General features: G+C 45.4%; 23 protein-coding genes. 19 read left to right on the forward strand and 4 right to left on the reverse strand.

The window, feature by feature from the left end:
- Positions 1-41 precede the first annotated feature (41 nt).
- From bioD to bioA, 3 genes are read right to left on the reverse strand one after another with little or no spacing between them, the layout of a single operon-like run.
- Positions 42-767, reverse strand: coding sequence for a dethiobiotin synthase (bioD, locus tag A9236_RS06000; protein WP_071464522.1), 726 nt, complete (start codon positions 765-767; stop codon positions 42-44).
- A complete protein-coding gene (locus tag A9236_RS06005) occupies positions 760-1998 on the reverse strand; it encodes an 8-amino-7-oxononanoate synthase (RefSeq protein WP_071464523.1) in 1239 nt (412 codons plus the stop codon). The genes bioD and A9236_RS06005 overlap by 8 nt, the downstream gene beginning before the upstream one ends.
- Positions 1991-3340, reverse strand: coding sequence for an adenosylmethionine--8-amino-7-oxononanoate transaminase (bioA, locus tag A9236_RS06010; RefSeq protein WP_071464524.1), 1350 nt, complete (start codon positions 3338-3340; stop codon positions 1991-1993). The genes A9236_RS06005 and bioA overlap by 8 nt, the downstream gene beginning before the upstream one ends.
- Before the next feature lie 89 nt (positions 3341-3429).
- Between bioA and bioB the strand changes: the two genes are divergently transcribed.
- The 19 genes from bioB (at position 3430) to lpxC (ending at position 24428) form a co-directional block, all read left to right on the forward strand.
- Positions 3430-4467, forward strand: coding sequence for a biotin synthase BioB (gene bioB / locus A9236_RS06015; RefSeq protein ID WP_083393420.1), 1038 nt, complete (start codon positions 3430-3432; stop codon positions 4465-4467).
- Positions 4468-4483: 16 nt separating this feature from the next.
- Complete coding sequence (gene coq7 / locus A9236_RS06020) at positions 4484-5110, forward strand: 2-polyprenyl-3-methyl-6-methoxy-1,4-benzoquinone monooxygenase (RefSeq protein WP_083393421.1); 627 nt, start codon at positions 4484-4486, stop codon at positions 5108-5110.
- A 293-nt stretch (positions 5111-5403) separates the two neighbouring features.
- Complete coding sequence (mraZ, locus tag A9236_RS06025; protein WP_071465088.1) at positions 5404-5832, forward strand: division/cell wall cluster transcriptional repressor MraZ; 429 nt, start codon at positions 5404-5406, stop codon at positions 5830-5832.
- Positions 5833-5844: 12 nt separating this feature from the next.
- Positions 5845-6795, forward strand: a complete 951-nt coding sequence (rsmH, locus tag A9236_RS06030) for a 16S rRNA (cytosine(1402)-N(4))-methyltransferase RsmH (protein ID WP_071464525.1) — start codon at positions 5845-5847, stop codon at positions 6793-6795.
- A complete protein-coding gene (gene ftsL, locus A9236_RS06035; RefSeq protein ID WP_071464526.1) occupies positions 6792-7058 on the forward strand; it encodes a cell division protein FtsL in 267 nt (88 codons plus the stop codon). The genes rsmH and ftsL overlap by 4 nt, the downstream gene beginning before the upstream one ends.
- Entirely contained in the window at positions 7055-8827 is a 1773-nt protein-coding gene (locus A9236_RS06040) for a penicillin-binding protein 2 (RefSeq protein WP_071464527.1), read from the forward strand. The genes ftsL and A9236_RS06040 overlap by 4 nt, the downstream gene beginning before the upstream one ends.
- 8 nt (positions 8828-8835) lie before the next feature.
- A complete protein-coding gene (locus tag A9236_RS06045; RefSeq protein ID WP_236638719.1) occupies positions 8836-10371 on the forward strand; it encodes a UDP-N-acetylmuramoyl-L-alanyl-D-glutamate--2,6-diaminopimelate ligase in 1536 nt (511 codons plus the stop codon).
- Positions 10371-11816: a UDP-N-acetylmuramoyl-tripeptide--D-alanyl-D-alanine ligase gene (gene murF, locus A9236_RS06050; RefSeq protein WP_083393422.1), complete on the forward strand. Its 1446-nt coding sequence runs from the start codon at positions 10371-10373 to the stop codon at positions 11814-11816. Before A9236_RS06045 ends, murF begins: the two co-directional genes overlap by 1 nt.
- Entirely contained in the window at positions 11807-12976 is a 1170-nt protein-coding gene (gene mraY / locus A9236_RS06055) for a phospho-N-acetylmuramoyl-pentapeptide-transferase (RefSeq protein ID WP_071464529.1), read from the forward strand. Before murF ends, mraY begins: the two co-directional genes overlap by 10 nt.
- Before the next feature lie 14 nt (positions 12977-12990).
- Complete coding sequence (gene murD / locus A9236_RS06060) at positions 12991-14610, forward strand: UDP-N-acetylmuramoyl-L-alanine--D-glutamate ligase (RefSeq protein WP_071464530.1); 1620 nt, start codon at positions 12991-12993, stop codon at positions 14608-14610.
- A gap of 71 nt (positions 14611-14681) precedes the next feature.
- On the forward strand, positions 14682-15878 hold the full coding sequence (gene ftsW / locus A9236_RS06065; protein ID WP_236638819.1) for a putative lipid II flippase FtsW: 1197 nt from the start codon (positions 14682-14684) through the stop codon (positions 15876-15878).
- Positions 15875-16948: an undecaprenyldiphospho-muramoylpentapeptide beta-N-acetylglucosaminyltransferase gene (murG, locus tag A9236_RS06070; RefSeq protein WP_201721723.1), complete on the forward strand. Its 1074-nt coding sequence runs from the start codon at positions 15875-15877 to the stop codon at positions 16946-16948. Before ftsW ends, murG begins: the two co-directional genes overlap by 4 nt.
- Positions 16945-18381, forward strand: coding sequence for a UDP-N-acetylmuramate--L-alanine ligase (gene murC, locus A9236_RS06075; protein WP_071464533.1), 1437 nt, complete (start codon positions 16945-16947; stop codon positions 18379-18381). The genes murG and murC overlap by 4 nt, the downstream gene beginning before the upstream one ends.
- The gene (locus A9236_RS06080; RefSeq protein WP_071464534.1) at positions 18374-19381 is read left to right on the forward strand and encodes a D-alanine--D-alanine ligase; all 1008 of its coding nucleotides are present in this window, start codon (positions 18374-18376) and stop codon (positions 19379-19381) included. The genes murC and A9236_RS06080 overlap by 8 nt, the downstream gene beginning before the upstream one ends.
- A gap of 8 nt (positions 19382-19389) precedes the next feature.
- On the forward strand, positions 19390-20235 hold the full coding sequence (locus A9236_RS06085; protein ID WP_236638723.1) for a cell division protein FtsQ/DivIB: 846 nt from the start codon (positions 19390-19392) through the stop codon (positions 20233-20235).
- A gap of 10 nt (positions 20236-20245) precedes the next feature.
- Positions 20246-21475 carry a cell division protein FtsA gene (gene ftsA, locus A9236_RS06090; RefSeq protein ID WP_071464536.1) on the forward strand — a complete coding sequence of 410 codons (1230 nt, stop codon included), beginning with the start codon at positions 20246-20248 and terminating at the stop codon, positions 21473-21475.
- A gap of 49 nt (positions 21476-21524) precedes the next feature.
- Entirely contained in the window at positions 21525-22862 is a 1338-nt protein-coding gene (gene ftsZ / locus A9236_RS06095; protein WP_071464537.1) for a cell division protein FtsZ, read from the forward strand.
- A 112-nt stretch (positions 22863-22974) separates the two neighbouring features.
- On the forward strand, positions 22975-23475 hold the full coding sequence (locus tag A9236_RS06100) for a peroxiredoxin (RefSeq protein WP_071464538.1): 501 nt from the start codon (positions 22975-22977) through the stop codon (positions 23473-23475).
- Positions 23476-23513: 38 nt separating this feature from the next.
- Positions 23514-24428: a UDP-3-O-acyl-N-acetylglucosamine deacetylase gene (lpxC, locus tag A9236_RS06105; RefSeq protein WP_071464539.1), complete on the forward strand. Its 915-nt coding sequence runs from the start codon at positions 23514-23516 to the stop codon at positions 24426-24428.
- Between the two features lie 26 nt (positions 24429-24454).
- Here the strand turns inward: lpxC and A9236_RS06110 are convergent, their stop codons facing one another.
- Positions 24455-24958: a hypothetical protein gene (locus tag A9236_RS06110; protein ID WP_071464540.1), complete on the reverse strand. Its 504-nt coding sequence runs from the start codon at positions 24956-24958 to the stop codon at positions 24455-24457.
- Positions 24959-24982 lie beyond the last annotated feature (24 nt).

The raw sequence follows: 24982 nt of genomic DNA on the forward strand, positions 1-24982 counted from the left end.
CGCACTCTAGTTGGCGTTTACAGGGGAATTACAGTGATGAATTAAGTGTTATTACTAGGTAGTTGAATGTGCTTTGCAGCAAATTGAAGTGCTTCAAGTGAATAAGGACTGTTTTCGGACTTTTTAAGTGCCTGCGTTAGCTCAGGAATGAGGCCTAAAAAAGGTGCAGCAATTTTAGATTGAAGCGTCTGAATGTTTTCCGTCAGTAAGGGCATCTCTTGGGACAGGGTATTGCCGATCCAGCCAGCAATGTTTAGCTTGCGCATTTTCAGGGCCTCTATTGTGAGAAGCGCATGATTAATGCAGCCTAATTTCATACCCACAACCAGAATGACAGGTAAGTTAATTTCTTGCGCAAAGTCACTCAAATTTTCTTGTTCATTGATGGGGGTTAAAAAACCACCAGCGCCTTCGACTACAACATCATCACTTTCTCTAAGAATAGCGTCGTAGGCTAACAGCATGGTGCTTAGTTCAAGGCGAAGACTTTTGGCTTTAGCCACTAAGTGAGGTGCTGCAGGGCTATCTAAAACATAAGGACATAAATTCAATTGTCCAGGGGCTAAATTTGAGGCAATACGTAGAGTTTCTAAATCTTCGTTGAGTGATTGACCATCTTTGCTGTGGTAAGTACCAGCAACCACAGGCTTAAAACCAAGCGCTTGTTTACCTTGTTCTCGAAGTTTGAGAATCAAGGCACCGCTGACTAAAGTTTTGCCAACTTCAGTATCTGTTCCGGTAACAAAAAATCCAGAGGTTTTACTCATCGTACACATTCTTCATTGCTAGTTCTTCAATTGACTGCAGTATTGCGATGAGTCCGCGCAGGTCCTCTTCGCTATGATTTGCTGACAAAGTAATGCGTAAACGAGAGCTTCCGACAGGGACGGTGGGCGGCCGAATCGCCGGAATCCAATACCCCGCCTCATCAAGTAATTTAGCTGCTAACAAGGCATGGGCATTACTACCCAAAATGACTGGTTGAATGGGTGTATTTGAGGAAAATTTTTCCCAGCTTGAGAAGTTCATTTCTTTTTGCCAGATATCAATCAAGCTCTTTAATTGGGTGCGACGTTTCTTGCCTTCATTAGATTCAATAATGTCCAGACTTTTAAGTAGGGCATGTGCAATAGCAGGAGGTGTCGCTGTACTGTAAATATAAGGACGCCCCTTTTGTATCAGCCACTCAATGAAAGTATTTTGGGCACAGATAAAGGCGCCACTTACTCCAGCTGCTTTACCCAAAGTACCAATGTAGATGATTCGATTAGAGTAAATATTTTCTTGCTCTAATAACCCATGACCTCGTTCGCCTAAGACACCAAAACCATGGGCATCATCAATTAGGAGCAGTGCATCGTATTGTTCGGCAATCTCAAGCAATTCTTTAATGGGGGCTATATCGCCATCCATACTGAAAACACCGTCAATCACAATCAGTTTTAAAGGTTTGGTATCTTGTTTTAACGCTTCAACTAATGACTCTAGTTGCTTGTGATCAAAGAGTGTCACTGTTGCATTAGTTTGGGCGCTCGCTAAGCGTATGCCATCTATGAGAGAGGCATGATTGAGTTTCGCTGAATAGAGGCTGGCATTGCTTTTTGGCGCTAGCCTAGTCAAACCAGTAATCGCAGTTAAGTTTGCAAGGTAACCAGTGCTAAAAAATAGCGCTTGAGCATTTGGGATGTGAGAACTCTGAAAAGAGGCTAAACGTTTTTCCAGTAGCTCGTGCGCAATACTATGACCACTGATAAGGTGCGAAGCGCCGCTTCCAGCCCCATATTTTCTCGCACCCTCAGCTAGGGCACTGGCAATCTCGGGATGACTGGCAAGGCCTAAGTAATCATTGCTACAAAATGCTTTTAGCTCACGATTCTCCACTAAGGCCCTAGTGTCGCAAGGAGATTGGGTAACGCGTAGCTTGCGCTTGAGTAATTGCAAGTCTAAATCTGCAATTTGGTCTTCTGCTAGTTTGAGTGCGCTGAAAGACTTAGTCATGCAAAGCCTGATTCAATGCCCGTTGTACGGCTTGACCCATTTTTTCGGTCTCTTGCATAGTCAAAATATATGGAGGCATGACATAAATCGTATTGCCAATCGGGCGAATCAAAATACCTTCATCCAAACTCTTGGAAAACATCTCACGAGGAAATACGCTGGCATTTCTTAATGCGGATTGTCTGACATCAAACGCAAGAATCATCCCTTGTTGACGCAGGTGTTCAATACGAGAATCCGTTCCTGCCCATGCAAAAGCATGTTTTAAATCTTGTGAGCGAGCAATATTTTTTTCAAGAATATTTTCTGTTTCAAAAATATCTAGACAAGCTAATGCCGCTGCGCAAGCAAGCGGATTGCCAGTATATGAATGTGAATGCAAAAAACCTTGCTTGGTTTGATCGCTATAAAACGTGCGATAAATTTTGTCAGTAGTCATGCAAAGGGAGAGGGGTAGATAGCCGCCACTAATTCCTTTAGAGAGCGTCAGAAAATCAGGCCAGATTTCAGCGTGTTCACAGGCAAAGAATTTGCCGCTGCGCCCGCATCCCACTGCAATCTCATCGGCAATAAGGTGGATTTCATAACGAGTGCATAGTTCCCTTACCAGGCGCAAATAGACAGGTGAATACATTGCCATTTGACCAGCGCACTGAACTAAGGGCTCAACAATCATCGCGGCAATCTGTTCATGCTCTCTGATAAATAGCTTCTCAAGTTCGCCGGCTGCTCGTCTTGCAACATCTTCTGCGCTTTCACCATTTTCAGCATTGCGTGCATCGGGTGACATTACTGTATGAACATCTTGTAAGAGGGATCCGTAGGCTTCACGAAAAATTGCAACGTCAGTTACTGCAAGCGCACCAAGTGTTTCACCGTGATAGCCATTTTCAAGACAAACAAACTTTTTCTTCTTGGGTTTGTTGTGGAGTTGCCAAAAGTGATGACTCATTTTCAAGGCGATCTCAACTGCAGAAGCACCATCTGATGCATAAAACACATGCCCTAGATTTCCATTGGTAAGGGCAGAGAGTTTTTCAGAGAGTTGAACTACTGGCGCATGTGTAAATCCAGCGAGCATCACATGCTCAATTTGGTCTAGTTGAGCTGTAATAGCTTGATTGATGCGCTCATTGGAGTGGCCAAATAGATTTGTCCACCAAGAGCTGATGCAATCAAGTAGTGCATTTCCCTGTTCATCGTATAGCCAGGCACCCTTGCCTTTAGCTATGGCAATCAAGGGGAGTGATTCATGGTGTTTCATCTGAGTACAGGGGTGCCAAACGGCAGCCAAGCTGCGATCAACGAGGGTGGGTTGATTTAGATCAGAAATAACCTTCATGTTTGATATTTGACCACTAGTTTTTCCTAATTTCGGCGTGTATCTGTTATGTTTATGCCTTGAATTCACTTATTTTCTGGAATTTGCCTATGTTGGACGCCCAAACCACTGAAAAACCCCTTACCTTAGTCAAATCTAAGGCTAATTTGCGCAAAGAGGTGGATGCCTCTGGTGAGTGGACCGTGTCTCAGATTGAGGCTCTATTTGCCCTTCCTTTCAATGAGCTCATGCTCAAGGCCCAAGAGTCCCATAAGCTGAATTTCCCTGAGGGTGATGTCGAGCTAGCTACTTTGTTGTCTATCAAGACCGGTGGGTGCCCTGAAGACTGTGGATATTGTCCTCAAGCTGCTCGGTATGACACAGATGTCAAGGCCGAGAAGTTAATGGGTCTCGAAGAGGTTTTAGAGGCTGCGAAAGCAGCTAAAGCAGCAGGCTCTAACCGTTTCTGTATGGGTGCTGCATGGCGCGAACCTAAGGACCGTGATATTGAAAAAGTCACCGCCATGATTAAGGGTGTTAAAGCTCTGGGTCTAGAGACTTGTGCAACATTAGGAATGCTAGAAGCGGATCAGGCGCAGGCCTTATCGGATGCAGGCTTAGATTTTTATAACCACAATCTCGATACCAGTGAAGATTTTTATCGCTCAGTAATTTCTACCCGTGGATATCAAGATCGTTTGGATACGATTTCTAATGTTCGCTCAGCAGGCATGTCAGTTTGCTGTGGTGGAATTGTTGGCATGGGTGAATCACGCGAACAACGAGCAGCATTTTTGGCGCGCTTAGCAAACTTAAGTCCTTATCCTGAATCTGTTCCAATCAATCATTTGGTGCCTGTTGCTGGCACTCCATTAGCAGATCAAAAGCCTTTAGATCCCCTTGAATTTGTGAGAACAATTGCAGTTGCACGCATCACGATGCCAAAAGCACGCGTGCGTTTATCTGCTGGTCGACAAGAGCTCGGAAGGGCCGTACAAGCCATGTGCTTCTTGGCTGGCGCCAATTCAATTTTCTATGGTGAGCAACTACTCACTACCGGTAATCCCGAGGCAGAACAAGACCGTGAGCTCTTAGCTGAGCTGGGCTTAAAGACCAAGCAAAGCTGTAAAGCTGAGGTTTTGGTTTAGGCCTTTTTTAGTTCTTATGTCACCCATTGATCGTCTCATCACTGAGTTTGATACTGCGCTTCGATCTGTTGTTGGCGGGGCAAATGCTACAAGACCAACGCCAGGCTCGACATCATCAAATGACTCTTTAGATGCAGCGGAACGTAATCATGCTGCTGGATTGATGCGTGTTAATCACGTTGGCGAAGTGTGCGCGCAAGCGCTTTATCAGTCTCAAAAATTGGTCGCTAGAAATGCACAAATTCAAGAGATGTTGGAGCACTCTGGCCAAGAAGAAATGGATCACCTAGCATGGTGTGAAACACGCCTTCAAGAGCTGGGCTCTCATACCAGTTATCTCAATCCATTATGGTATGCAGGTTCTTTTGCAATTGGATTGGCTGCGGGCCTAGCGGGTGACAAGTGGAGCTTAGGCTTTGTTGCAGAAACAGAAAAGCAAGTTGAAAATCATCTTGAGAGTCATCTAGAAAAATTGCCGCAAGAAGACCATCGTTCGCGAGCCATTGTTGATCAAATGCGTATCGATGAAATAGGGCATGGACGAGCAGCTTTGCATGCAGGTGGAGTGACATTGCCAGAGCCAATTCAGAAAGTGATGAAGGGCTTATCTAAGGTGATGACGAGTACTGCTTACAAAATCTAAGCTTTTGATCGTTTCCTGAAGATATGTAAATATTTTTTGGTTTTATTTCTGTAAATACTGGTTTTAAATACAGTATATTTACCCATTATCTGGCCCTATAGCTAAGATCTATTCTTAAGTGTATTTTCCAAGCCATTGTTTCAAGTAGCTATTTTATTATCACCATTTTGTGAACACATGACGCTAAGTGTTTGTAAACACTAGAGAAATTCCCAAAAAAATACCCAAAAACACTTGACCCTCCTATTGCGATCCTCTAAAGTGGGAGGAAGTGTGAAAAAGTGGGGTAAATGGTGTTTCAAGGTGCGTCAGCTCTCAATTTAGATGCAAAAGGTCGGATGTCGATTCCGGCAAAGCATCGTGACGCCCTGTTAGTTCAGGGTGAGGGGCGAGTCACGCTGACAAAACACCCTGATGGCTGCCTTTTATTGTTCCCAAGACCTGAGTGGGAGAGCTTTCGAGCCAGAGTTGCGCAACTCCCAATGGACGCCCATTGGTGGCGCAGAATTTTTCTTGGCAATGCAGCGGAGATGGATCTTGATAGTGCGGGCCGTGTTTTGGTGGGTCCAGAATTACGTGCTGCAGCAGGAATAGAAAAAACAGTGATCTTGCTTGGTATGGGTAGTCACTTGGAGTTGTGGGATGCGGCAACATACGCTGCAAAAGAACAGGCTGCGATTGCGCAAGGCATGCCTGAAGCACTCAAGCAATTTAATTTTTGATGACAGGGTGCTATGAACATAACTCATCGCCCAGTGTTACTGGCCGAGGCGGTGACGGCGCTAACCAATGGCCCGCTCATTCAGAATCAAAACGCGGCAAAAAATATTTTAGTCATCGATGGAACCTTTGGGCGTGGTGGCCATACACAGGCGCTGCTCAAAGAGCTGCCGACTTCTGCGCGCATGATTTCCTTCGACAAAGATTTGGATGCGATAGCCGTAGCAGAAAAAATCAACGATCCACGTTTATCGATTGTGCACGACAGTTTTGCGCAAATGGATCAGTACGCACAAGCAGAATCAGTCGATGGAATTTTGTTGGACCTTGGTATCAGCTCGCCGCAGGTGGACGAAGCTCATCGGGGATTTTCATTTCGTCGCGATGGTCCACTAGATATGCGGATGAATACGGATCAAGGTCAAACAGCAGCAGAGTGGTTAGAGCAAGCGCCCCAGGAGGAAATCACGCACGTGATTAAGACTTACGGAGAAGAGCGTTTTGCATTTCAAATCGCTAAAGCTATTGTGGCTAAGCGAGAAGAAGGATTGCCCCCAAAAACAACTATGCAATTGGCCAGTTTGGTTGCTAGCGTAGTGCGCACCCGTGAAGTAGGGCAAGACCCGGCCACAAGAACCTTTCAAGCACTCCGTATTTTTATCAATCGTGAATTGGAAGATTTAGAGCTAGGCCTTAAAGCGGCGCTGGGATTATTAAAGCCAGGCGCCAGGTTGGCAGTTATTAGTTTTCACTCGCTGGAAGATCGTATTGTTAAGCAATTTTTGCAAGCACATGCAAAAGTTGAAATTCCTCGGGGCTTGCCTGTACGTGAAAAAGATTTGCCACAAAGTGCACTTGAAATTATTGGTCGTGTTAAGCCTAGTGATTTAGAGGTTGCAGAAAATCCTCGTGCACGTTCAGCGATTATGCGAGTAGCAGAAAAGCGAATGGGGGCATTGGTATGAATCGTGCCACCTTGACCTTATTGGCCCTGTTATTAATATGTGCTCTATCGCTTGTAGCTGCACAGCAGCGTGCCCGTAAATTATTTGTTGCCCAAGAGCGTGCTCAGATTGAGGAGCGCAAGTTGAATCAGGACTGGTTACGTCTAGAGTATGAACAACGCAATCTCTCTAAGTCTGCACGTATTCGTGATGTAGCGCGCAACCAATTGCGCATGGTGCCAATTTCTCCCGAACGTACTTTGTACTTGAAGGAGGCTCAATGAGGCCGGTTGGGTTTTCTACAACGCCGAATTTAGTCTTGCGCTTGCCAATGTGGCGGTCGCGCTTAATGCTATTCCTTTTGTTCTTTGTCTTCATGATGTTGCTATTACGTGCATTCTGGATTCAGGGTCCAGGTAATGCATTCTATGAAGCCAAGGGTGTGCGTGGTACACAGCGTGAGTTGGAGTTACCTGCAAGTCGTGGAAAAATTTTAGATCGCAATGGCCAGGTCATTGCTACCAGTCTTGAGGCCAAGTCTGTTATTGCCTATAACGATACTGTCCCAGATGACTTAGCTACCGATAAAGTCCAAAAGCTCGCCAGCTTGTTACAAATTAGCGAGTCTGATTTGCGTAGAAAGTTAAAGGAAGAGCGCAAACAAATTTTCTTGAAGCGCCAAGTGGATCCAGAAGTTGCCCAACAGATTAAACAGCTAGAGATTCCTGGCATCGGCCTAAACAATGAATATCGCCGCTTTTATCCTGAAGGCGAGGCAATGGCTCACGTTGTTGGCTTTACTAATGTGAATGATATTGGTCAAGAGGGTATCGAATACTCCAGGGAAGATCAGTTAGCCGGTCACGCTGGACAACGTCGAGTAGTTGTGGATCGCTTGGGGCGTGTAGTCGAAGAGGTGGGCATTGATCGCTTGCCTCAAAACGGTAAAGACCTACAACTCTCTGTAGACAGCAAAATTCAATACATTGCCTATAACGCTGTAAAGAATGCAGTTGAAGATCATCATGCAAAAGCTGGTAGCGCAGTGGTTATTGATACGCAAACAGGCGAGATTTTGGCGCTTGCAAATTTCCCAAGCTACAACCCAAATGACCGCAGATATCTCACGGGCGAGCAATTACGTAATCGAGCATTAACCGATATGTTTGAACCGGGCTCTACTATCAAACCTTTTACTGTGTCTGCTGCTCTTGAGAAGGGTTCTATCACACCAAGCACCAGCATGACGATTGGAGCGAGTTATTTGGTTGGGAAAAAACCAATTACCGATACGCATCCAAATGGTGTATTAACAATAGCCCAAGTTATTCAAAAGTCTAGCAATATTGGTGCGGCAAAGATTGCGATGAACTATCTCTCTCCGGAAGAAATGTGGGATATGTATAGCGCAGTAGGGTTCGGTCAAGCTCCAAAGATTGGTTTTCGTGGGGCAGTCGCTGGTACGCTACATCCATACGAGAAGTGGGTAGCCAGTGATCAGGCTCGTATTGCATTTGGCTACGGACTTTCAGGTTCCTTATTTCAGGTGGCTCGGGCTTACACCATTTTTGCTCGTGATGGGGAGTTGGTGCCAATCACAATTGAGCGCAGTCCAGAATTTAAGCCTGGCACAAGAGTGATTTCGGCAAAGACAGCGCTTGATATGCGCCAAATGTTAGAGACAGTTACTCAGCCAGGTGGTACGGCCGTTAAAGCACAGGCAGACGGCTATCGTGTCGGCGGCAAGACTGGTACGGCCCATAAGTTAGTGGGTAAGGGATACGGAAATAAATACTTGGCATATTTTGCTGGTATTGCTCCTATTAGTGCACCACGTATATCAGTGGCAGTAATGATAGATGAGCCTACTGGCGGAAGTTATTACGGTGGTGATGTTGCAGCACCAGTTTTTTCGGCGATAGTTGGAGAAACTTTACGCACATTAAATGTCTTGCCTGATAGCAATGGAAAGCAAATGGCTCTTGATGACAAGGGCCCTGCAGAAATCCATACGGCCAGTGTACAGACGCAGCATGTGGTTTCAAAAAGATGAGGGTGACGATGAATCTGGACCCCAATCATTTGATTGACCACTTACAAACCTTAGTAAACCCATCTGCAAAGGTGAGTGCAGATAGTCGTCAGATCCAACCTGGGGATATCTTTTTTGCATATCCAGTCGGACACGGCAATGCATTGCGTGATGGCCGTCAATTTATTGATGCTGCTTTACAAAATGGAGCAGCAGTAGTGGTATTTGATCCTGCCGGAGTAGATGCTCGTTACTTGGATCATGCTCAATGTATTCCAGTTGAAAAGCTTGCAGAAAAAGCTGGCAAACTCTGCGCTCAATGGTATGGCGAACCAAGTAAGCAATTACAAATAATTGGTGTTACTGGTACGAACGGTAAAACCAGTATTACCCAGTGGTTAGCTAAAGCCCTAGATCAGTCTAACCATCGCACAGCAGTATTGGGTACCTTGGGTACTGGCTTTCCTAGTGCTTTAGAAAAGACGGGATACACCACTCCAGATGCACCCAAACTACAGACTCAGTTAAAAGAGTTATTAGATGCTGGCGCAAAACAAATTGCAATGGAAGTGTCTTCCCATGCGCTTCATCAATACCGCATTTCTGGAACATGGATCAATTGCGCAGTCTTCACCAACCTCACGCAAGATCATTTGGACTATCACGGTAGTATGGCGAACTACGCAGAAGCAAAGGCGAGTCTGTTTAGTCAGCCGGGCCTTGAGCATGCTGTCATTAACTTGGATGATCCTTTTGGTCGTGAGCTAGTTATGAATCTACTGGCTAAGGATGAAGTTAAGGTTTGGGCATACGCATTAAATCAATCCGCCTTTAAAGGCTTTGAAAAATTTGGCGATCGTCTGCAGCGCATTTATGCAGTAGGTAATGCTTTCAATAGCTCTGGATATGATTCTGCATTTACTTATGAAGGGGTAGGTGCAAATTCCTTGCATATTCCTTTGTTGGGTGAATTTAATTTAAGTAATGCGCTCGCCGTTTGGACGGTGTTGCTCACACAGGGACTTACTGGTGATGAGGCAAGTAAGCGAGTAAGTCAATTACAGCCAGTGCTTGGTCGTATGGAACTCATTCCCCTTGGACATAACCCAAAGTTAGCTGGTCCTTTAGCAGTCGTCGATTACGCACACACTCCAGATGCATTGCAAAAGACTTTGCAGGCTTTACGCCCAATTGCGGAGCAGCGTGGCGGAATGTTGTGGTGCGTATTTGGTTGTGGCGGAGATCGCGATAGCGGTAAGCGCCCACAAATGGGTGCAGTAGCCGAGAAATGTGCTGACCAAGTCATCATCACCAGCGATAACCCAAGATCAGAAGATCCTCAGCAAATCATGGAAATGATTCACAGCGGTATGAACTCATCAGAAAAAGTGCAGATGATTGTTGACCGTGCTTCAGCAATTATGGCGGCAGTTCGTCATGCAAATGCCCAAGATGTTGTGTTGGTAGCTGGTAAGGGTCATGAAACTTCGCAAGAAATTAGCGGTAAAAGTTATGATTTTTCTGATCAAGAGCATATTCGTCTGGCCGCTGGAGGTTTGGTCTGATGTCTGCAATGACAACACTCGCCCAAGTAAACGCAATGTTGCCTGGAAGTACTTTGCTTAATGTCACAGCAGAGGCAGCAAAAACCTTAATGCTCTCTAGGGTTGGAACGGATAGTCGTCAAATTGATGCTGGCGAACTATTTGTTGCTTTGTCTGGCGAGAGATTTGATGCGCATGACTTCTTAGTGGATGTCGCTAAGAATGGTGCAGGAGCCGCATTAGTCAGTAAGAAAGAGAAGTGCCCAGCAAATTTACCCGCAATTTGTATTGAAGATACTCGTATTGGCTTAGGCCAGCTCGCAAAGGCCTGGCGTGCAAATCATGATATCCCATTAGCTTTGGTAACTGGTAGTAATGGCAAGACCACAGTCAAGGAAATGATTGCTGCCATATTTAAAGCAGCAGCTGGTGAGGCGCATACCTTGGTGACCAAAGGTAATCTCAATAATGAGATTGGCTTGCCGCTGACTATATTGAAATTACGGCCCTCGGATCAGCTGGCAGTGGTCGAATTAGGCATGAATCACCCAGGCGAAACTGCACAATTGGCGGCGATCGCACAAGCAAATATTGCCTTGATTAATAATGCTCAACGAGAGCACCAAGAGTTCATGGCAACTGTTGCTGCAGTTGCCCAAGAGCATGCTGATGTGATTCGCTCCTTGTCAAAAGACGGTATTGCAGTTTTCCCTGCGGACTCAGAGTTCACTAATGTTTGGCGTGAAGCAGCAGAGCAGCGCAAAGTAGTTGACTTTGCATTAATGACTAGTCAAGCCAACTCATCTGCTGCAGTAAAAGGGCATCTTTCAAATACCGGACGAGTAGTAGTAAGTACTGAAATTGGCTCTGTTGAGATTCAATTGAATACATTAGGTAGTCACAATGTACGCAATGCATTGGCAGCGAGTGCAGTTGCTGTAGCTGCAGGCATTAGCCTAGAAAAGATTAAACAAGGTCTGGAGGCATTTGCTCCCGTTAACGGACGTATGCAAGCTAAAAAGATCGACTCCAATCACACCTTAATTGATGATAGTTACAACGCAAATCCTGATTCTGTGCGGGCTGCAATCGATGCATTAAAGCAGTCTGGCAATAGTTCTTGGTTAATTTTGGGGGACATGGGCGAGGTTGGCAATCAAGGGCCTGAGTTTCACCACGAAGTAGGCGCTTATGCAGCTGAGCAGGGTGTTACAAAATTATTTGCGCTTGGCGAGCAATGCCAATTTGCAATTCAAGGTTTTGATGGGGTTAAGCAAGCCAATACTTCATCACAAGGAATTCATTTTTCGGATATGGATAGTTTGATTTCCCAATTGCGAGATGCTTTGCATGCGCAATCAACGGGGAGCAATCAGCATTTGAATATTTTAGTGAAGGGTTCACGATTTATGCGCATGGAGCGTGTAGTGCAAGCCTTGTTAGAGGAGGCTAAAACATGCTCTTAATGTTAGCCCAATGGCTGCAAGATGATTTCGGATTCTTCCGCGTCTTTAACTACATCACTTTTAGGGCAGTGATGGCAACGGTCACCGCCTTATTGATTGGATTGGCCGCCGGCCCTTGGGTGATTCGTAAGCTGGCTGAACTCAAGATGGGGCAGGCTGTTCGTACGGATGGGCCTCAAAGCCATTTGGTTAAATCGGGCACCCCAACAATGGGTGGCATCCTGATATTGATTGGCATTTTTGTGTCTTGCATGCTCTGGGCTGATTTGAGTAATCGCTTTATTTGGATTGTGATGATTGTGACCTTTGGGTTCGGTGCAGTAGGTTGGGTCGATGACTATCGTAAGGTGGCATACAAGGATCCAAAGGGTATGCCTTCACGAGAAAAATTCTTCTGGCAAACCTTGATTGGTTTGTTTGCTGCTATTTACTTGGCATTCTCGGTGTCTGAAGTGAATAATCTTAAGGTCTTGCAATTGTTCTATGAGTGGCTAAAGAGCGGCTTTGCATTAGACCTTCCTGCTAAGACCAATTTGCTTCTGCCATTTATTAAAGAGGTCAGTTACCCATTGGGAATGATGGGCTTCATCATTTTGAGCTACTTGGTGATTGTTGGTAGCAGTAATGCTGTGAATTTAACGGATGGTCTTGATGGTTTAGTGATCATGCCAGTGATTTTGGTGGGTGCGGCTTTAGGTGCTTTTGCTTATGTGATGGGTAATGCTATTTACGCCAAGTACTTACTGTTTCCCTACATTCCCGGTGCTGGTGAGCTCATGATTTTCTGTGGAGCTATGGGTGGCGCCGGCCTTGCTTTCCTTTGGTACAACACGCATCCAGCCCAAGTATTTATGGGTGATGTTGGCGCTCTTGCTCTAGGTGGCGCACTTGGAACGATTGCCGTAATTGTGCGTCAAGAGATTGTGCTCTTTGTGATGGGTGGAATCTTTGTGGCTGAAACGGTTTCTGTGATGTTGCAAGTGTTTTGGTTCAAGTTCACTAAAAAGCATTTTGGTGAGGGGCGTCGCATTTTCCGGATGGCACCCTTGCATCACCACTTTGAATTGGGTGGTTGGAAAGAAACACAGGTCGTTGTTCGTTTCTGGATTATCACCATCTTATTAGTTTTAGTTGGTTTATCAAGCTTGAAATTACGGTAAGCCGAAGAATAAATATGCTGACTTTAGAAAATACTTTTGCCAATCCTAGCTCTGTAGCTGATTTAGGCTATGAAGCTCCTCATCGCTTTTTGATATTAGGATTGGGTGAGTCTGGTATAGCTATGGCAAAGTGGTGCTTACGCAATGGCGCAGCAGTCCGCTTAGTAGATACTCGCGATCGCTCCAAATTCTCAGAGCATCAGCTAGCTTCACTCGCAGAGTTGGAATTTGCTGGCTTAAAAGACGTTCAGTTTGGACCTCTAAACGATCAGTTGCTGAATGATATTGATGTGATTGGTATTAGCCCTGGTTTATCGCCATTCCAAGAGCCAACGGAATCATTTTTGATTGCGGCTCGCAAGTCGAGAGTAGATGTTTGGAGTGAAATTGAGTTCTTCGCTCGTGCTGTAGATGCTTTGACTCGTATGTCAGCGACAAAAGAATCTGTCTATAACTCTACAGTATTGGCAATTACTGGGACTAATGGAAAAACGACTACAACTGCCTTAACTGGACAGTTATGTGAACGCGCTGGAAAGAAAGTGGCGGTTGCCGGGAACATCAGCCCCGCAGCTCTCGACAAACTTATGACGTGTTTGGATAGTGCAGATCAAATAGAAGATATGCCAGATGTTTGGGTATTAGAGTTATCTAGCTTCCAATTGGTTTATACCTATTCTTTAAATGCAACAGCAGCTACAGTTTTAAATATCACTCAGGATCACTTGGATTGGCATGGTGACATGTCTGCATATGTTGAGGCGAAATCGAAGATCTTTGGAAGTGAGACGATTTGTGTTTTAAATCGCGATGATCCTTTGGTCATGGGTTTGCTAAGCGATGAACAAAAAGCAGAAAAGGCAATCGTTACCTTTGGCTCTAATCGGCCAGATGAGCAAGGCGCATTTGGTATTGAGCATGATTTACGCGCAGGTGGGATTGATTGGTTGGTATGGGCGGAAGTAGATGAAGATCTTGAACCCAAACCTAAGCGTCGCCGTAAGTCTATGGCAATTGAAGAAGATGAGCCATTGCGCTTGAAGCGCTTGATTCCAGCTGATGCGCTGCGTATTCGTGGTCGTCACAATGCGTTAAATGCTTTAGCAGCACTTGCATTAGCCCGTGCTGCTGGTTTACCAATGAATGCTTTACTCCATGGTTTACGTGATTACCATGGCGAACCTCATCGTGTACAAAGCATTGCGATTGTGAATGATGTTGAGTATGTAGATGACAGCAAAGGCACTAATGTTGGTGCGACAGTAGCTGCCTTGAATGGCCTAGGTAGCAATGAATCAGGTAAAAGAATTTGGTTGATTGCTGGTGGAGATGGAAAAGGACAAGACTTTAGTCCATTACGCGAACCTGCATTACGTTTTGTTAAAGGTGTTTTCTTAATTGGCAAAGACGGTGAAAAAATAGCCGAATCAATGGGAGATGTCCCTTGCGTAATTAGTGGCACCCTATCAGCGGCCGTCCAAGCCGCTGCTTCAAAGGCGGTATCAGGTGACTTAGTTTTATTGTCACCTGCTTGCGCAAGCCTTGATCAGTTCCGAGATTACAAAGAGCGAGCGCAGGTATTCGTTGCGGAAGTGGAAGAGCTGGGAATGCGTTTTGAGGGAGTTCAAGCGTGAGCTTAAAAGATAAACTATTCCCGCAAAACCGCCTCGGCTTTGATCGCTTTTGGAATTTCTCAAGAGGTGGGATTGATAACTTCCGTAGTGGATTAAGAGATGCTGTTTCTGGTGTAGAGCAGACTCGTTCGCGCATGATGGAATATGACCAGTTATTAGTATGGGCAGTTTTATCTTTGGCCTTAATTGGCTTGGTGATGGTGTATTCAGCCTCAATTACTTTGGCCGATGGCCCTAAGTATGCTAACTACAGTAGCAACTTTTTCTTGATTCGCCACCTGATTTCATTAGCAATTGCAATTGCCGCAGGTTTTTGGGCTTTTAAGATTCCCACTAAAGTATGGGATCGCTATTCACCGGTTATTTTTGGTTTCACTGTTCTATTGCTGATTGCCGTATTAATTCCGGGTATTGGTAAGGGTGTGAATGGTGCTAAAAGATGGATTCCACTAGGCTTAATGAACTTTCAGCCTTCTGAGTTAATGAAATTTGCCGCCGTTATTTTTGCAGCAAGCTATACAGTGCAACGTCAAGAGTATTTGCATTCCTTCTCTAAAGGAATGTTACCAATGGGTATTGCGGTTGCTCTCGTTGGGGGTCTCTTAATGAAAGAGCCTGATATGGGTGCATTCGTAGTGGTTGCTTTGATTGCATTCGGTATCTTGTTTTTAGGCGGCATTAACGCCAAATTATTTGGTGGATTGATTGTGGTTGGCTTGCTCAGTGGTGCCGCCATGATTGCGCTTTCACCATTCCGACGTGGTCGTATGTTGGCATTCATGGATCCATGGCAAGTAGATAACGCAGCTAACAAAGGCTATCAATTAACGCATTCTCTAATGGCCTTTGGTCGTGGCGAGTGGTTTGGTACCGGTCTTGGCGGGAGTGTCGAAAAGCTACACTACTTGCCTGAAGCCCATACCGATTTCATCATGGCCGTGATTGGTGAAGAGCTTGGCTTCGTTGGTGTTGTTGTGATGATCTTTTTGTTTTACTGGATTGTGCGTCGTGCATTCATCATCGGTCGTACCGCTTTGCAATTGGATCGAAGTTTTGCAGGTTTGGCAGCAAAAGGCGTTGCCATCTGGATTGGCTGGCAAGCATTTATCAATATGGGCGTAAACCTGGGTCTGTTACCAACAAAAGGCTTAACTCTTCCATTGGTGAGTTATGGTGGGTCAGGTATTTTGATGAATGCCGTTGCGATTGCAATGCTGCTTCGTATTGATTACGAAAATCGTATTCTGATGCGCGGAGGGAAGTTGTGACAAAACCCTCAATATTAGTAATGGCTGGCGGTACTGGTGGGCATATCTTCCCAGGACTTGCCGTCGCCGAATATTTACGACTTTGCGGTTGGAATGTCTCTTGGTTGGGCAATCAAAGCGGTATGGAATATCGCTTAGTTAAATCTTGTAACTTTCCTTTTGAGGCCGTTGAGTTTGGGGGCTTGCGTGGAAAAGGCCTAAAGGCAAAACTCATGCTGCCAATCAATTTGGCGCGAGCATGCTTTCAGAGCTGGAAGATCATGCGTCGTTTAAAACCAAGCGTTGTTCTGGGTATGGGCGGATACATTACTTTTCCTGGCGGCCTGGTGACTAAATTCTTAAAGCGCCCATTAGTGCTTCATGAATCTAATTCTGTAGCTGGCAGTGCAAATCGTGCGCTTGCCAAGATTGCGATGCGTACCTTAACTGGCTTTCCTAACACGATGGCAAATGCAGAGTGGGTTGGTAATCCTATTCGTCAAGAGTTCGAGAATATGCCGGCACCTGCTTTGCGTTACGAACAGCGTCAAGGCCTTTTATCCATTTTGGTTGTCGGTGGTAGCTTAGGTGCCGCGGCACTGAATGAAAACATTCCCGCTGCTTTAGCTTTGATACCCCAGGATATGCGACCCAAAGTAATTCATCAGGCCGGAGATAAGCATTTAGCAGATTTACAGAAACGCTATGCCGATCTAGGGGTTGAAGCAGATATTCGTCCGTTTATTGACGATATGCCAACGGCTTATTCACAGGCAGATCTAGTCATTTGCCGTGCAGGTGCAATGACTGTATCTGAATTGGCTGCATGTGGTGTTGCCTCTTGCTTGATTCCATTTCCCTATGCGATTGATGATCATCAAACAGCGAATGCCAAATTCTTATCGGATGCGGATGCAGCAGTTCTATTACCTCAGCAATCTCTTAACCCTCACCATTTAGCCTTGATGATTCAAAACTTTAATCGGGGTGATCTTAAAGATATGGCTGTGCGTGCACACGCGTTAGCCAAGCCAAATGCAACTCAGCGAGTAGCTGAAGTGTGTGCTGATTGTGCAGGAGTAGGCGTATGAAACATATTGTTCAGCAGATTCACTTTATTGGTATCGGTGGCGCAGGCATGAGCGGCATCGCAGAGGTACTTTTGAACTTAGGCTATCAAGTCTCTGGCTCTGATTTGGCCGAGAGCGTGACTACTAAGCGCTTAAAAGACTTAGGCGCAGTCATTCATATTGGGCATGATCCTAAAAATGTAGGTACTGCAGAAGCAGTTGTGATTTCTACCGCAGTTGCAGGCAACAATCCTGAAGTATTGGCTGCTCGTGCTGCAAAAATTCCAGTAATCCAACGCGCTGTGATGCTTGGTGAACTAATGCGTTTAAAGCAAGGCATTGCTATCGCTGGAACTCACGGTAAAACAACCACTACCAGTCTAGTGGCTTCAGTTTTAGCGGAAGGCGGTCTAGATCCTACCTTTGTTATTGGCGGTAAGCTCAATTCAGCTGGCGCAAATGCGCGTTTAGGTCGCGGCGATTTCATTGTGGTTGAGGCCGACGAGTCTGATGCATCATTCTTGCAACTCTTCCCAGCTATGGAAGTAGTGACCAATATTGATGCTGATCATATGGATACGTATCAGCATGATATGGCGAGATTAAAGCAAGCCTTTGTGCAATTTATCCAGCGTATGCCTTTCTATGGTGTAGCAGTTTTGTGTATTGATGATGCAAACGTACGTGACATCATTCCTTTTGTATCTCAACCAGTATTATGTTATGGCCTCTCTGAAGATGCTGATATTCGGGCAAGCAATATCCGTGCCGATGGAACGCGTATGCACTTTACTGTTGAGCGTCGTACTGTTCGTCGGCATGGCAATAAGCCAGGCCCACTCAATGTGACATTAAATCTTCCTGGCTTACATAACGTTCGTAATGCGCTGGCTGCAATTGGTATTGCAACTGAGTTAGGTGTCGGCGATGAAGCGATTGCTAAAGCCTTATCTGAGTTTGATGGTGTGGGCCGTCGCTTTCAACGCTATGGCGAAATTCCACTGGCAGCAGGCGGTAGTTACACCTTGATTGATGACTATGGTCATCACCCAGTAGAGATGGCAGCAACCTTGGCTGCTGCACGTGGCGCTTTCCCTGATCGCCGTTTAGTGTTGGCATTCCAACCTCATCGCTTTACAAGAACTCGCGATTGTTTCGGTGAATTTGTTCAAGTTCTCAGAAATTTTGATGCTTTGGTATTAACCGAGGTTTATCCAGCGGGTGAAGCAAAGATTCCTGGGGCAGATGGAAAAAGTCTAATGAAGGCGGCCTTAGTAGAGGATAAAAATTTCAAAGGATTGCTTAATGCTGACGCTGTAGTTTTTGCGGCTAATGTTACTGAGATGCCTGAAAAGTTAAGTCAAGTATTAAAAGATGGAGATGTATTGATTACGATGGGCGCAGGTTCAATTTCTGCTTTGCCTCACACCTTGTCGGAGGCAAAGAATGTCTAAGCAAGACCTTACTTTATGGGGTGACCGCGTCAAAGTGCGCTTAGCGAACTTAGATGTGAAAACATTTGGTCGGGTAGGTGTTTTACTGGGTGGCCGCTCTGGTGAGCGTGAGATTTCTTTGATGTCGGGTAATGGTGTGTTGCAGGCCCTTCTATCCAAAGGAGTCGATGCCTATAGCTTTGATACAGGTTTACGGAGCCTAACTGAATTAGCTGCTGAAAAATTCGATCGGATCTTCATTTCATTACATGGTCGCTATGGTGAAGATGGCACGATACAAGGCTTACTGGAGTTACTTGAAGTGCCTTACACCGGTAGCGGTGTATTAGCTTCCGCGTTGGCAATTGACAAGATTGTTACTAAGCAAGTTTGGATTAGTAATGGACTCTCTACCCCTGAATTTGAAGAGTTAACTGCAAACAGTGACTGGAATGCAGTTGTTAAACATCTTGGCTTGCCCTTAATTGTGAAGCCTGCGCATGAAGGATCTTCATTAGGCTTAACTAAGGTGAAGTCTGTTGAGGAGTTACCTGCTGCATATCAATTAGCTGCTGGGCTGGATAAAAAAGTGATTGCAGAAACATGCATCGTAGGCGATGAATTAACTTGCCCATTAGTTGGTCAAGGTGAGACTGCTGAAGCATTACCTGTCATCAAAATTATTCCACCACAGGCCAATTACGACTTCCATAATAAATATTTCTCTGATGAGACTCAGTATTTGTGCCCTACAGGCCTTACTGCTGAAGTGAATGAGCGAGTTCAAGAGTTGGCTTTAGCTGCGTATAAAGCGCTTGGCTGTCAAACTTGGGGTCGCGCTGATGTGATGCTCGATCAAAAAACAGGTAAGCCTTATTTACTAGAGATGAATACTTCTCCTGGTATGACTTCACATTCATTGGTACCTATGGCTGCAAAAGCTGCTGGGGTTGAATATGCTGATTTAGTACTGTGGTTATTAAGTCAAACCCTCCAAGATAAAGAGGTTGCCACTGCATGAGTAATTTCATGGACCGGTTCGGCGAAATCTTCGCCATGCTGATGTCTCCACTTTGGAATCATCCAGAGCGGATGCAGAAGCTTAGCCGTTTCTTGATACGTTGTTTTGTAGCCATGCTTGTGATTGGGGTATTGGTCTGGTTAAGTCAGCGTCCAGTATTTGCCCTAAAGCAAATTCAGATTGAACCAGTCGCAGGCCAAACCTTAAAGCACATCAATAAATCACTCGTGAAGCAGGAAGTCTCAGAGACAGTGCAAGGGAACTTCTTTAGTGTTCGCTTAGAAGATGTCAAGCGTGGATTTGAAACGATGCCGTGGGTTCGTCACGCCAATGTGCGACGAGTTTGGCCTAATGGCTTGATAGTAAGCATTGAAGAACAAAAGCCATTTGGTACTTGGGGCGGTGCTGATAGCCGCGCTTTAATGAATACTCATGGAGAAATCTTTGCCGGCCGTGTTTCTGAGGTTGGTGACGATGTGCATTTAATTGATTTCTATGGCCCCGAGGATTCGGGTCAAGAAGTGATGAGTCTTTATGAAAAAGCGAATAACTGGTTCAAACCCTGGGGCGCAGAAGTCACTAGCTTGGCGTTAACTGAACGTTATGCCTGGCATATCAAACTTTCAAATGGCATGAAGGTGGAGTTTGGCCGGGATGAAGAAAGTTCTGACAAAACATTAACGGAAGAGCGTGTTGCGCGTCTCTTCAAGTATTGGCCACAAGTTCAAGAGAAGTGGTCGAACAGAATTGATGCAGTGGATTTGCGTTATGCAAATGGTTTTGCGGTTCATCTTGCTGCTGCAAGTATGAAAAAGAATGATGTCGATGGTAAGAAAAGCGAGCTGAAGCAATGAAGGAACGGGTATGAGTAAAGATAATCGCGATCTATTAGTTGGATTAGATATTGGAACATCCAAGGTAGTTGCTTTGGTTGCTGAATTAGCACCTGATGGCCAATTCAATGTGGTTGGTGTTGGTCAAACTGCTTCTAAAGGCCTGAAGAAGGGCGTAGTTGTCAATATTGAAGCAACGGTTCAGTCGATTCAGAAGGCCTTAGAAGAAGCTGAGATCATGGCTGATCGCCAAATCGTTCAAGTTTTTACCGGTATTGCTGGTAATCACATTGTGAGTTTTAACTCGAGTGGCATGGTTGCGATTCGCGATAAAGAAGTGAGCTCTGGGGATGTTGAGCGTGTACTAGAGACTGCAAAAGCAATCAATATTCCTACTGATCAACAGATTTTGCACATTCTCGTTCAAGAATTCATCATTGATGGTCAAGAAGATGTGCGTGAGCCGATTGGGATGAGTGGTCTGCGCCTTGAGGTAAAGGTACACATTGTTACTGGCGCTGTTAGTGCTGCACAAAATATTGTGAAATGTGTGCGTCGCTGTGGTCTCGAGGTAAATGACCTTATTTTGCAACCGCTGGCATCCAGTCTTGCTGTACTAACTGAAGATGAAAAAGAATTAGGCGTGGTCTTGGTTGATATTGGTGGCGGCACTACCGATATTGCCATTTATTGCCAAGGTTCTATTCGTCATACAGCAGTAATCCCAATTGCGGGCGATCAAATTACCAATGACATTGCGATGGCATTGCGTACCCCAACAATTGATGCGGAAGATTTGAAGATTGCGCACGGTATCGCCCGTCAAGAAATGGCAGATCCAACTGCCATGATCGATGTGCCTGGAGTGGGGGATCGTGAGCCACGTCCAATGTCTAAACAAGCCTTAGCGGCAGTGATCGAACCGCGTGTTGAAGAGCTATTTACTTTAGTAAGAGGGGTAGTACGAGACTCTGGCTATGAAGATATGGTCTCTTCAGGAATAGTTTTGACTGGTGGCACAGCTTTAATGCCAGGCATGGTTGAGTTGGCCGAGCAAGTCTTCTTGCGACCTGCGCGAATTGGTACACCTGAATATCGCGGTCATTTACATGAGGTCCTTCGCAGCCCTCGTTTTGCTACCAGCATTGGTTTGTTAATGGAAGGCCAGGCGCAATTGTTGCGTGGTCGTCGTGTTTCTCAGTCAGGCGCGTTACAAGGTGTGATCTCGCGCATGAAGGAATGGTTTGCAGGAAATTTTTAAGTTTTTTTCGTCGTCGTCAATGTAGTACGTTTTTTACCTAGGAGGGTATATGGAATTTGAAATGTTAGATCAAGAAACAGCTGGTAAGACCATCATCAAAGTGGTTGGAGTCGGTGGCGCTGGTGGTAATGCTGTTCAACACATGATCCGTCGCGGAGTTAATGGCGTAGAGTTTATTTGCATGAACACCGATGCTGGCGCTTTACAGCGTTCTGAGGCATCTGTGAATTTGCAACTGGGCTCTAGCGGATTAGGTGCTGGTGCTAAACCAGAAATCGGCGCTGCTTCTGCTGAAGAAGCTCGTGCTCGTATTGCCGATACATTGCAAGGTGCGCATATGGTATTCATCACTGCTGGTATGGGTGGTGGTACAGGCACTGGCGCTGCTCCAATCGTTGCTCAAGTCGCAAAAGAAATGGGTATTTTGACAGTTGGCGTTATCAGCAAGCCTTTCGACTTTGAGGGTGTGAAGCGCTTGAAAGTTGCGGAGAATGGCGCAGCCGAGCTCGAGTCTTATGTGGATTCATTGATTGTGGTTCTCAATGAGAAGCTCTTTGAAGTCATGGGCGAAGATGCAGAATTTGATAAAGCTTTTGCATGCGCTGATGATGTATTGCATAACGCGGTTTCTGGTATTGCAGAAATTATCAATGTTCAAGGTTTGATTAACGTTGACTTTGAGGACGTGAAGACTGTAATGGGCGAGCAAGGTAAGGCGATGATGGGAACTGCAACAGTTTCTGGTATGGATCGCGCCCGCTTGGCTGCCGAAGCCGCAGTTGCTTCACCATTGCTCGAAGGTGTAGATTTATCAGGTGCACGTGGCGTATTAGTCAATATTACTGCTAGCCGTTCATTGAAGCTTTCTGAAACGCGTGAAGTGATGGCTGCTATTCGTGGTTATGCTGCTGATGATGCAACTGTCATCTTTGGTACCGTGTACGACGAGAGCTTGGGCGATGCCTTGCGTGTCACTGTTGTTGCTACTGGTTTAAATAATCCACAAGCGCGTCAAAATCATCAACCAGAAGTAGTATGGAGACAGGCTACTGGTACTCATGATGCAATGCCAACTATGGCTGATCTCAATAGCTTTGCTCCGGCTAGCGCATCTGCAGCTATTAGCAAGGTGAGTTTGGATTCTGCATTGAGTACTAGTGCAGGTATGGCCTTGACTGGCTCTGCAAGTGCACCAGCAGCAGCGCAAGCAGCAAGCACTGGGGTTGATTACAGTCAGTATGATTTACCGCGTGTATTTCGTAGCTCTCGTGAGGCGACTCCTGCGCCGACTTTAGGTGCAGACAGCTCACCTCAAGCAAAGACCTTGCTTGATAAAGGGGCTGATTACTATGAAATCCCTGCGTTTTTACGTAAACAAGCAGATTAATTGACTGCTTAATACAATAGGTTATTGCGAAATGCCAGCGCGGCGCCCCTCCGGACGACGAATCCCGCGCTTGCGTTGGCATGCTTACTAACAATCACTTATTGGAGACACCATGATTGCTGTTGGACAAAAACTACCAAATGCCACTCTTTATGAATTTTTGAATGAAGAGACAGAAGGCTGTACCTTGGGACCTAATGCTTTTGAAGTTGAGAAGCTTGTAGCAGGCAAAAAAATTGTGATCTTTGCATTGCCTGGTGCATTTACGCCAACTTGCTCTGCTAAGCATGTCCCGGGATATGTTGAACATTACGATGCAATTAAAGCAAAGGGTGTTGATGAGATTTGGTGTATTTCTGTGAACGACCCATTTGTAATGGGTGCATGGGGACGTGATCAAAAAGTAGGTAACAAAATTCGCATGATGGGTGATGGTAGTGCTGAGTTCACTAAGAAAATGGGCCTGGAATTAGATTTGATAGCCCGTGGTTTAGGAGTTCGCTCAGACCGCTATGCCATGATTGTTGAAGATGGCGTGATTAAAACTTTAGATCGTGAAGCTCCAGGTAAATTTGAAGTAAGTGATGCTGCTTCAATTTTGAAAAAACTGTAATTCAATAACAAATATCTACTGAATTTAGAGACGTCATCATGATGAAGCAAAGAACCATAGCCACTCCGGTGAAAACTGTGGGAATTGGTTTGCATTCTGGCCGCAAGGTGACGATCTCTATTAAGCCTGCGCCCGTGAATTCAGGAGTTCAGTTTGTGCGCGTCGATACACCAGAGCAGTCAGTAGTGCCTGCAACTGCTCTAGCTGTATGTGATACAAGGCTAGCATCAGTTATTCAAAAAGACGGTGTGCGGGTATCAACGGTTGAGCATTTACTGTCTGCTTGTGCTGGCCTGGGATTAGATAATCTATTGATCGAACTTGACGGCGAAGAAGTGCCCATCATGGATGGTAGTGCCGCTTCATTCTTATTCTTAATTGAATCTGCCGGCATTGTTGAGCAAGATGCACCGCGCCAATTTGTAGTTATTAAAAAACCTGTGGAAGTGCGAGAGGGCGATAAGCTAGCTCGACTAGAACCTTTCTTTGGTTTTAAGTTGGATTTCACAATTGACTTTAAGCATCCTGCAGTAGATAAGACAGGGCAACGATTTGTAGTCGATTTTGCAGAGCATGCCTATCGCAGTGAAATTGGTCGCGCTCGTACATTTGGATTTGCTCATGAAGTAGAGGCGCTGCGAGAAATGGGATTGGCCCGTGGCGGAAGTCTAGATAATGCAATTGTTTTAGATGAGCATCGCATCTTGAATAACGAAGAGTTGCGTTATGAGGATGAGTTCGTACGTCATAAAATTTTGGATGCGATTGGGGATCTCTTCTTGGTGGGCCACCCAATTGTTGGGGCCTATGTAGCTGAAAAATCAGGTCATGCCCTAAACAATGCTCTTTTACGTAAGCTCTTGGAAGACCCAAGTTCTTATGAAATTAGCTCTTTTGCCGAAAACAAGGCTCCTGAAGCCTATTCGCAAGAAAACCAACCAATCTTTTTCTAGCTGGACTTTTTAAGATTTGCTGCGAATTATTTCGGTTTATGCCGAAGTAGTCGTTCAACTGTTTTGCGAAGATCAGAATCTGGCGCTAACTTATCAAGCAATTCTTCCCACGATTTTTTGGCAATCGCATTAAATCCTTGAGGTTTATGCTGCTCTTTGTCACCTGCGCGTGGTTTTACTTCCCATTGGGCTGGGGCAGGCTTAACTTTTACCTTTATGGCGCTGCAAGTCAGCCCAAGCTTTCCTAACTCATTGATTAGACTAGGTAAAGTTTGTTGTAGGCGGCTAGCAATGCTGGCACTACTGACGAGCAAAAAGAGTTCATTTTGGTTCCCGGAGCGCCAGCCAGCCTCAATCTTGGGGTTTAGGTGCTCTAACCCCAGTTTTTCTAAGGCTAGCCCTAGAATGGATTTGAGTTTGGCTAAATCTTCGGTTTTAGCCAAAATCCCCCCAAGTCCATTGGACTCGCGCAGGTAATCAAGCCAGTCATGAGCTGTTTGCTTGCGGGATGATTTAGGGGTGAAGTTCATAAAAAAATGGGGGTGCGGGTGATA

This window comes from Polynucleobacter sp. QLW-P1DATA-2 (assembly GCF_001870365.1).
Taxonomy (GTDB): Bacteria; Pseudomonadota; Gammaproteobacteria; order Burkholderiales; family Burkholderiaceae; genus Polynucleobacter.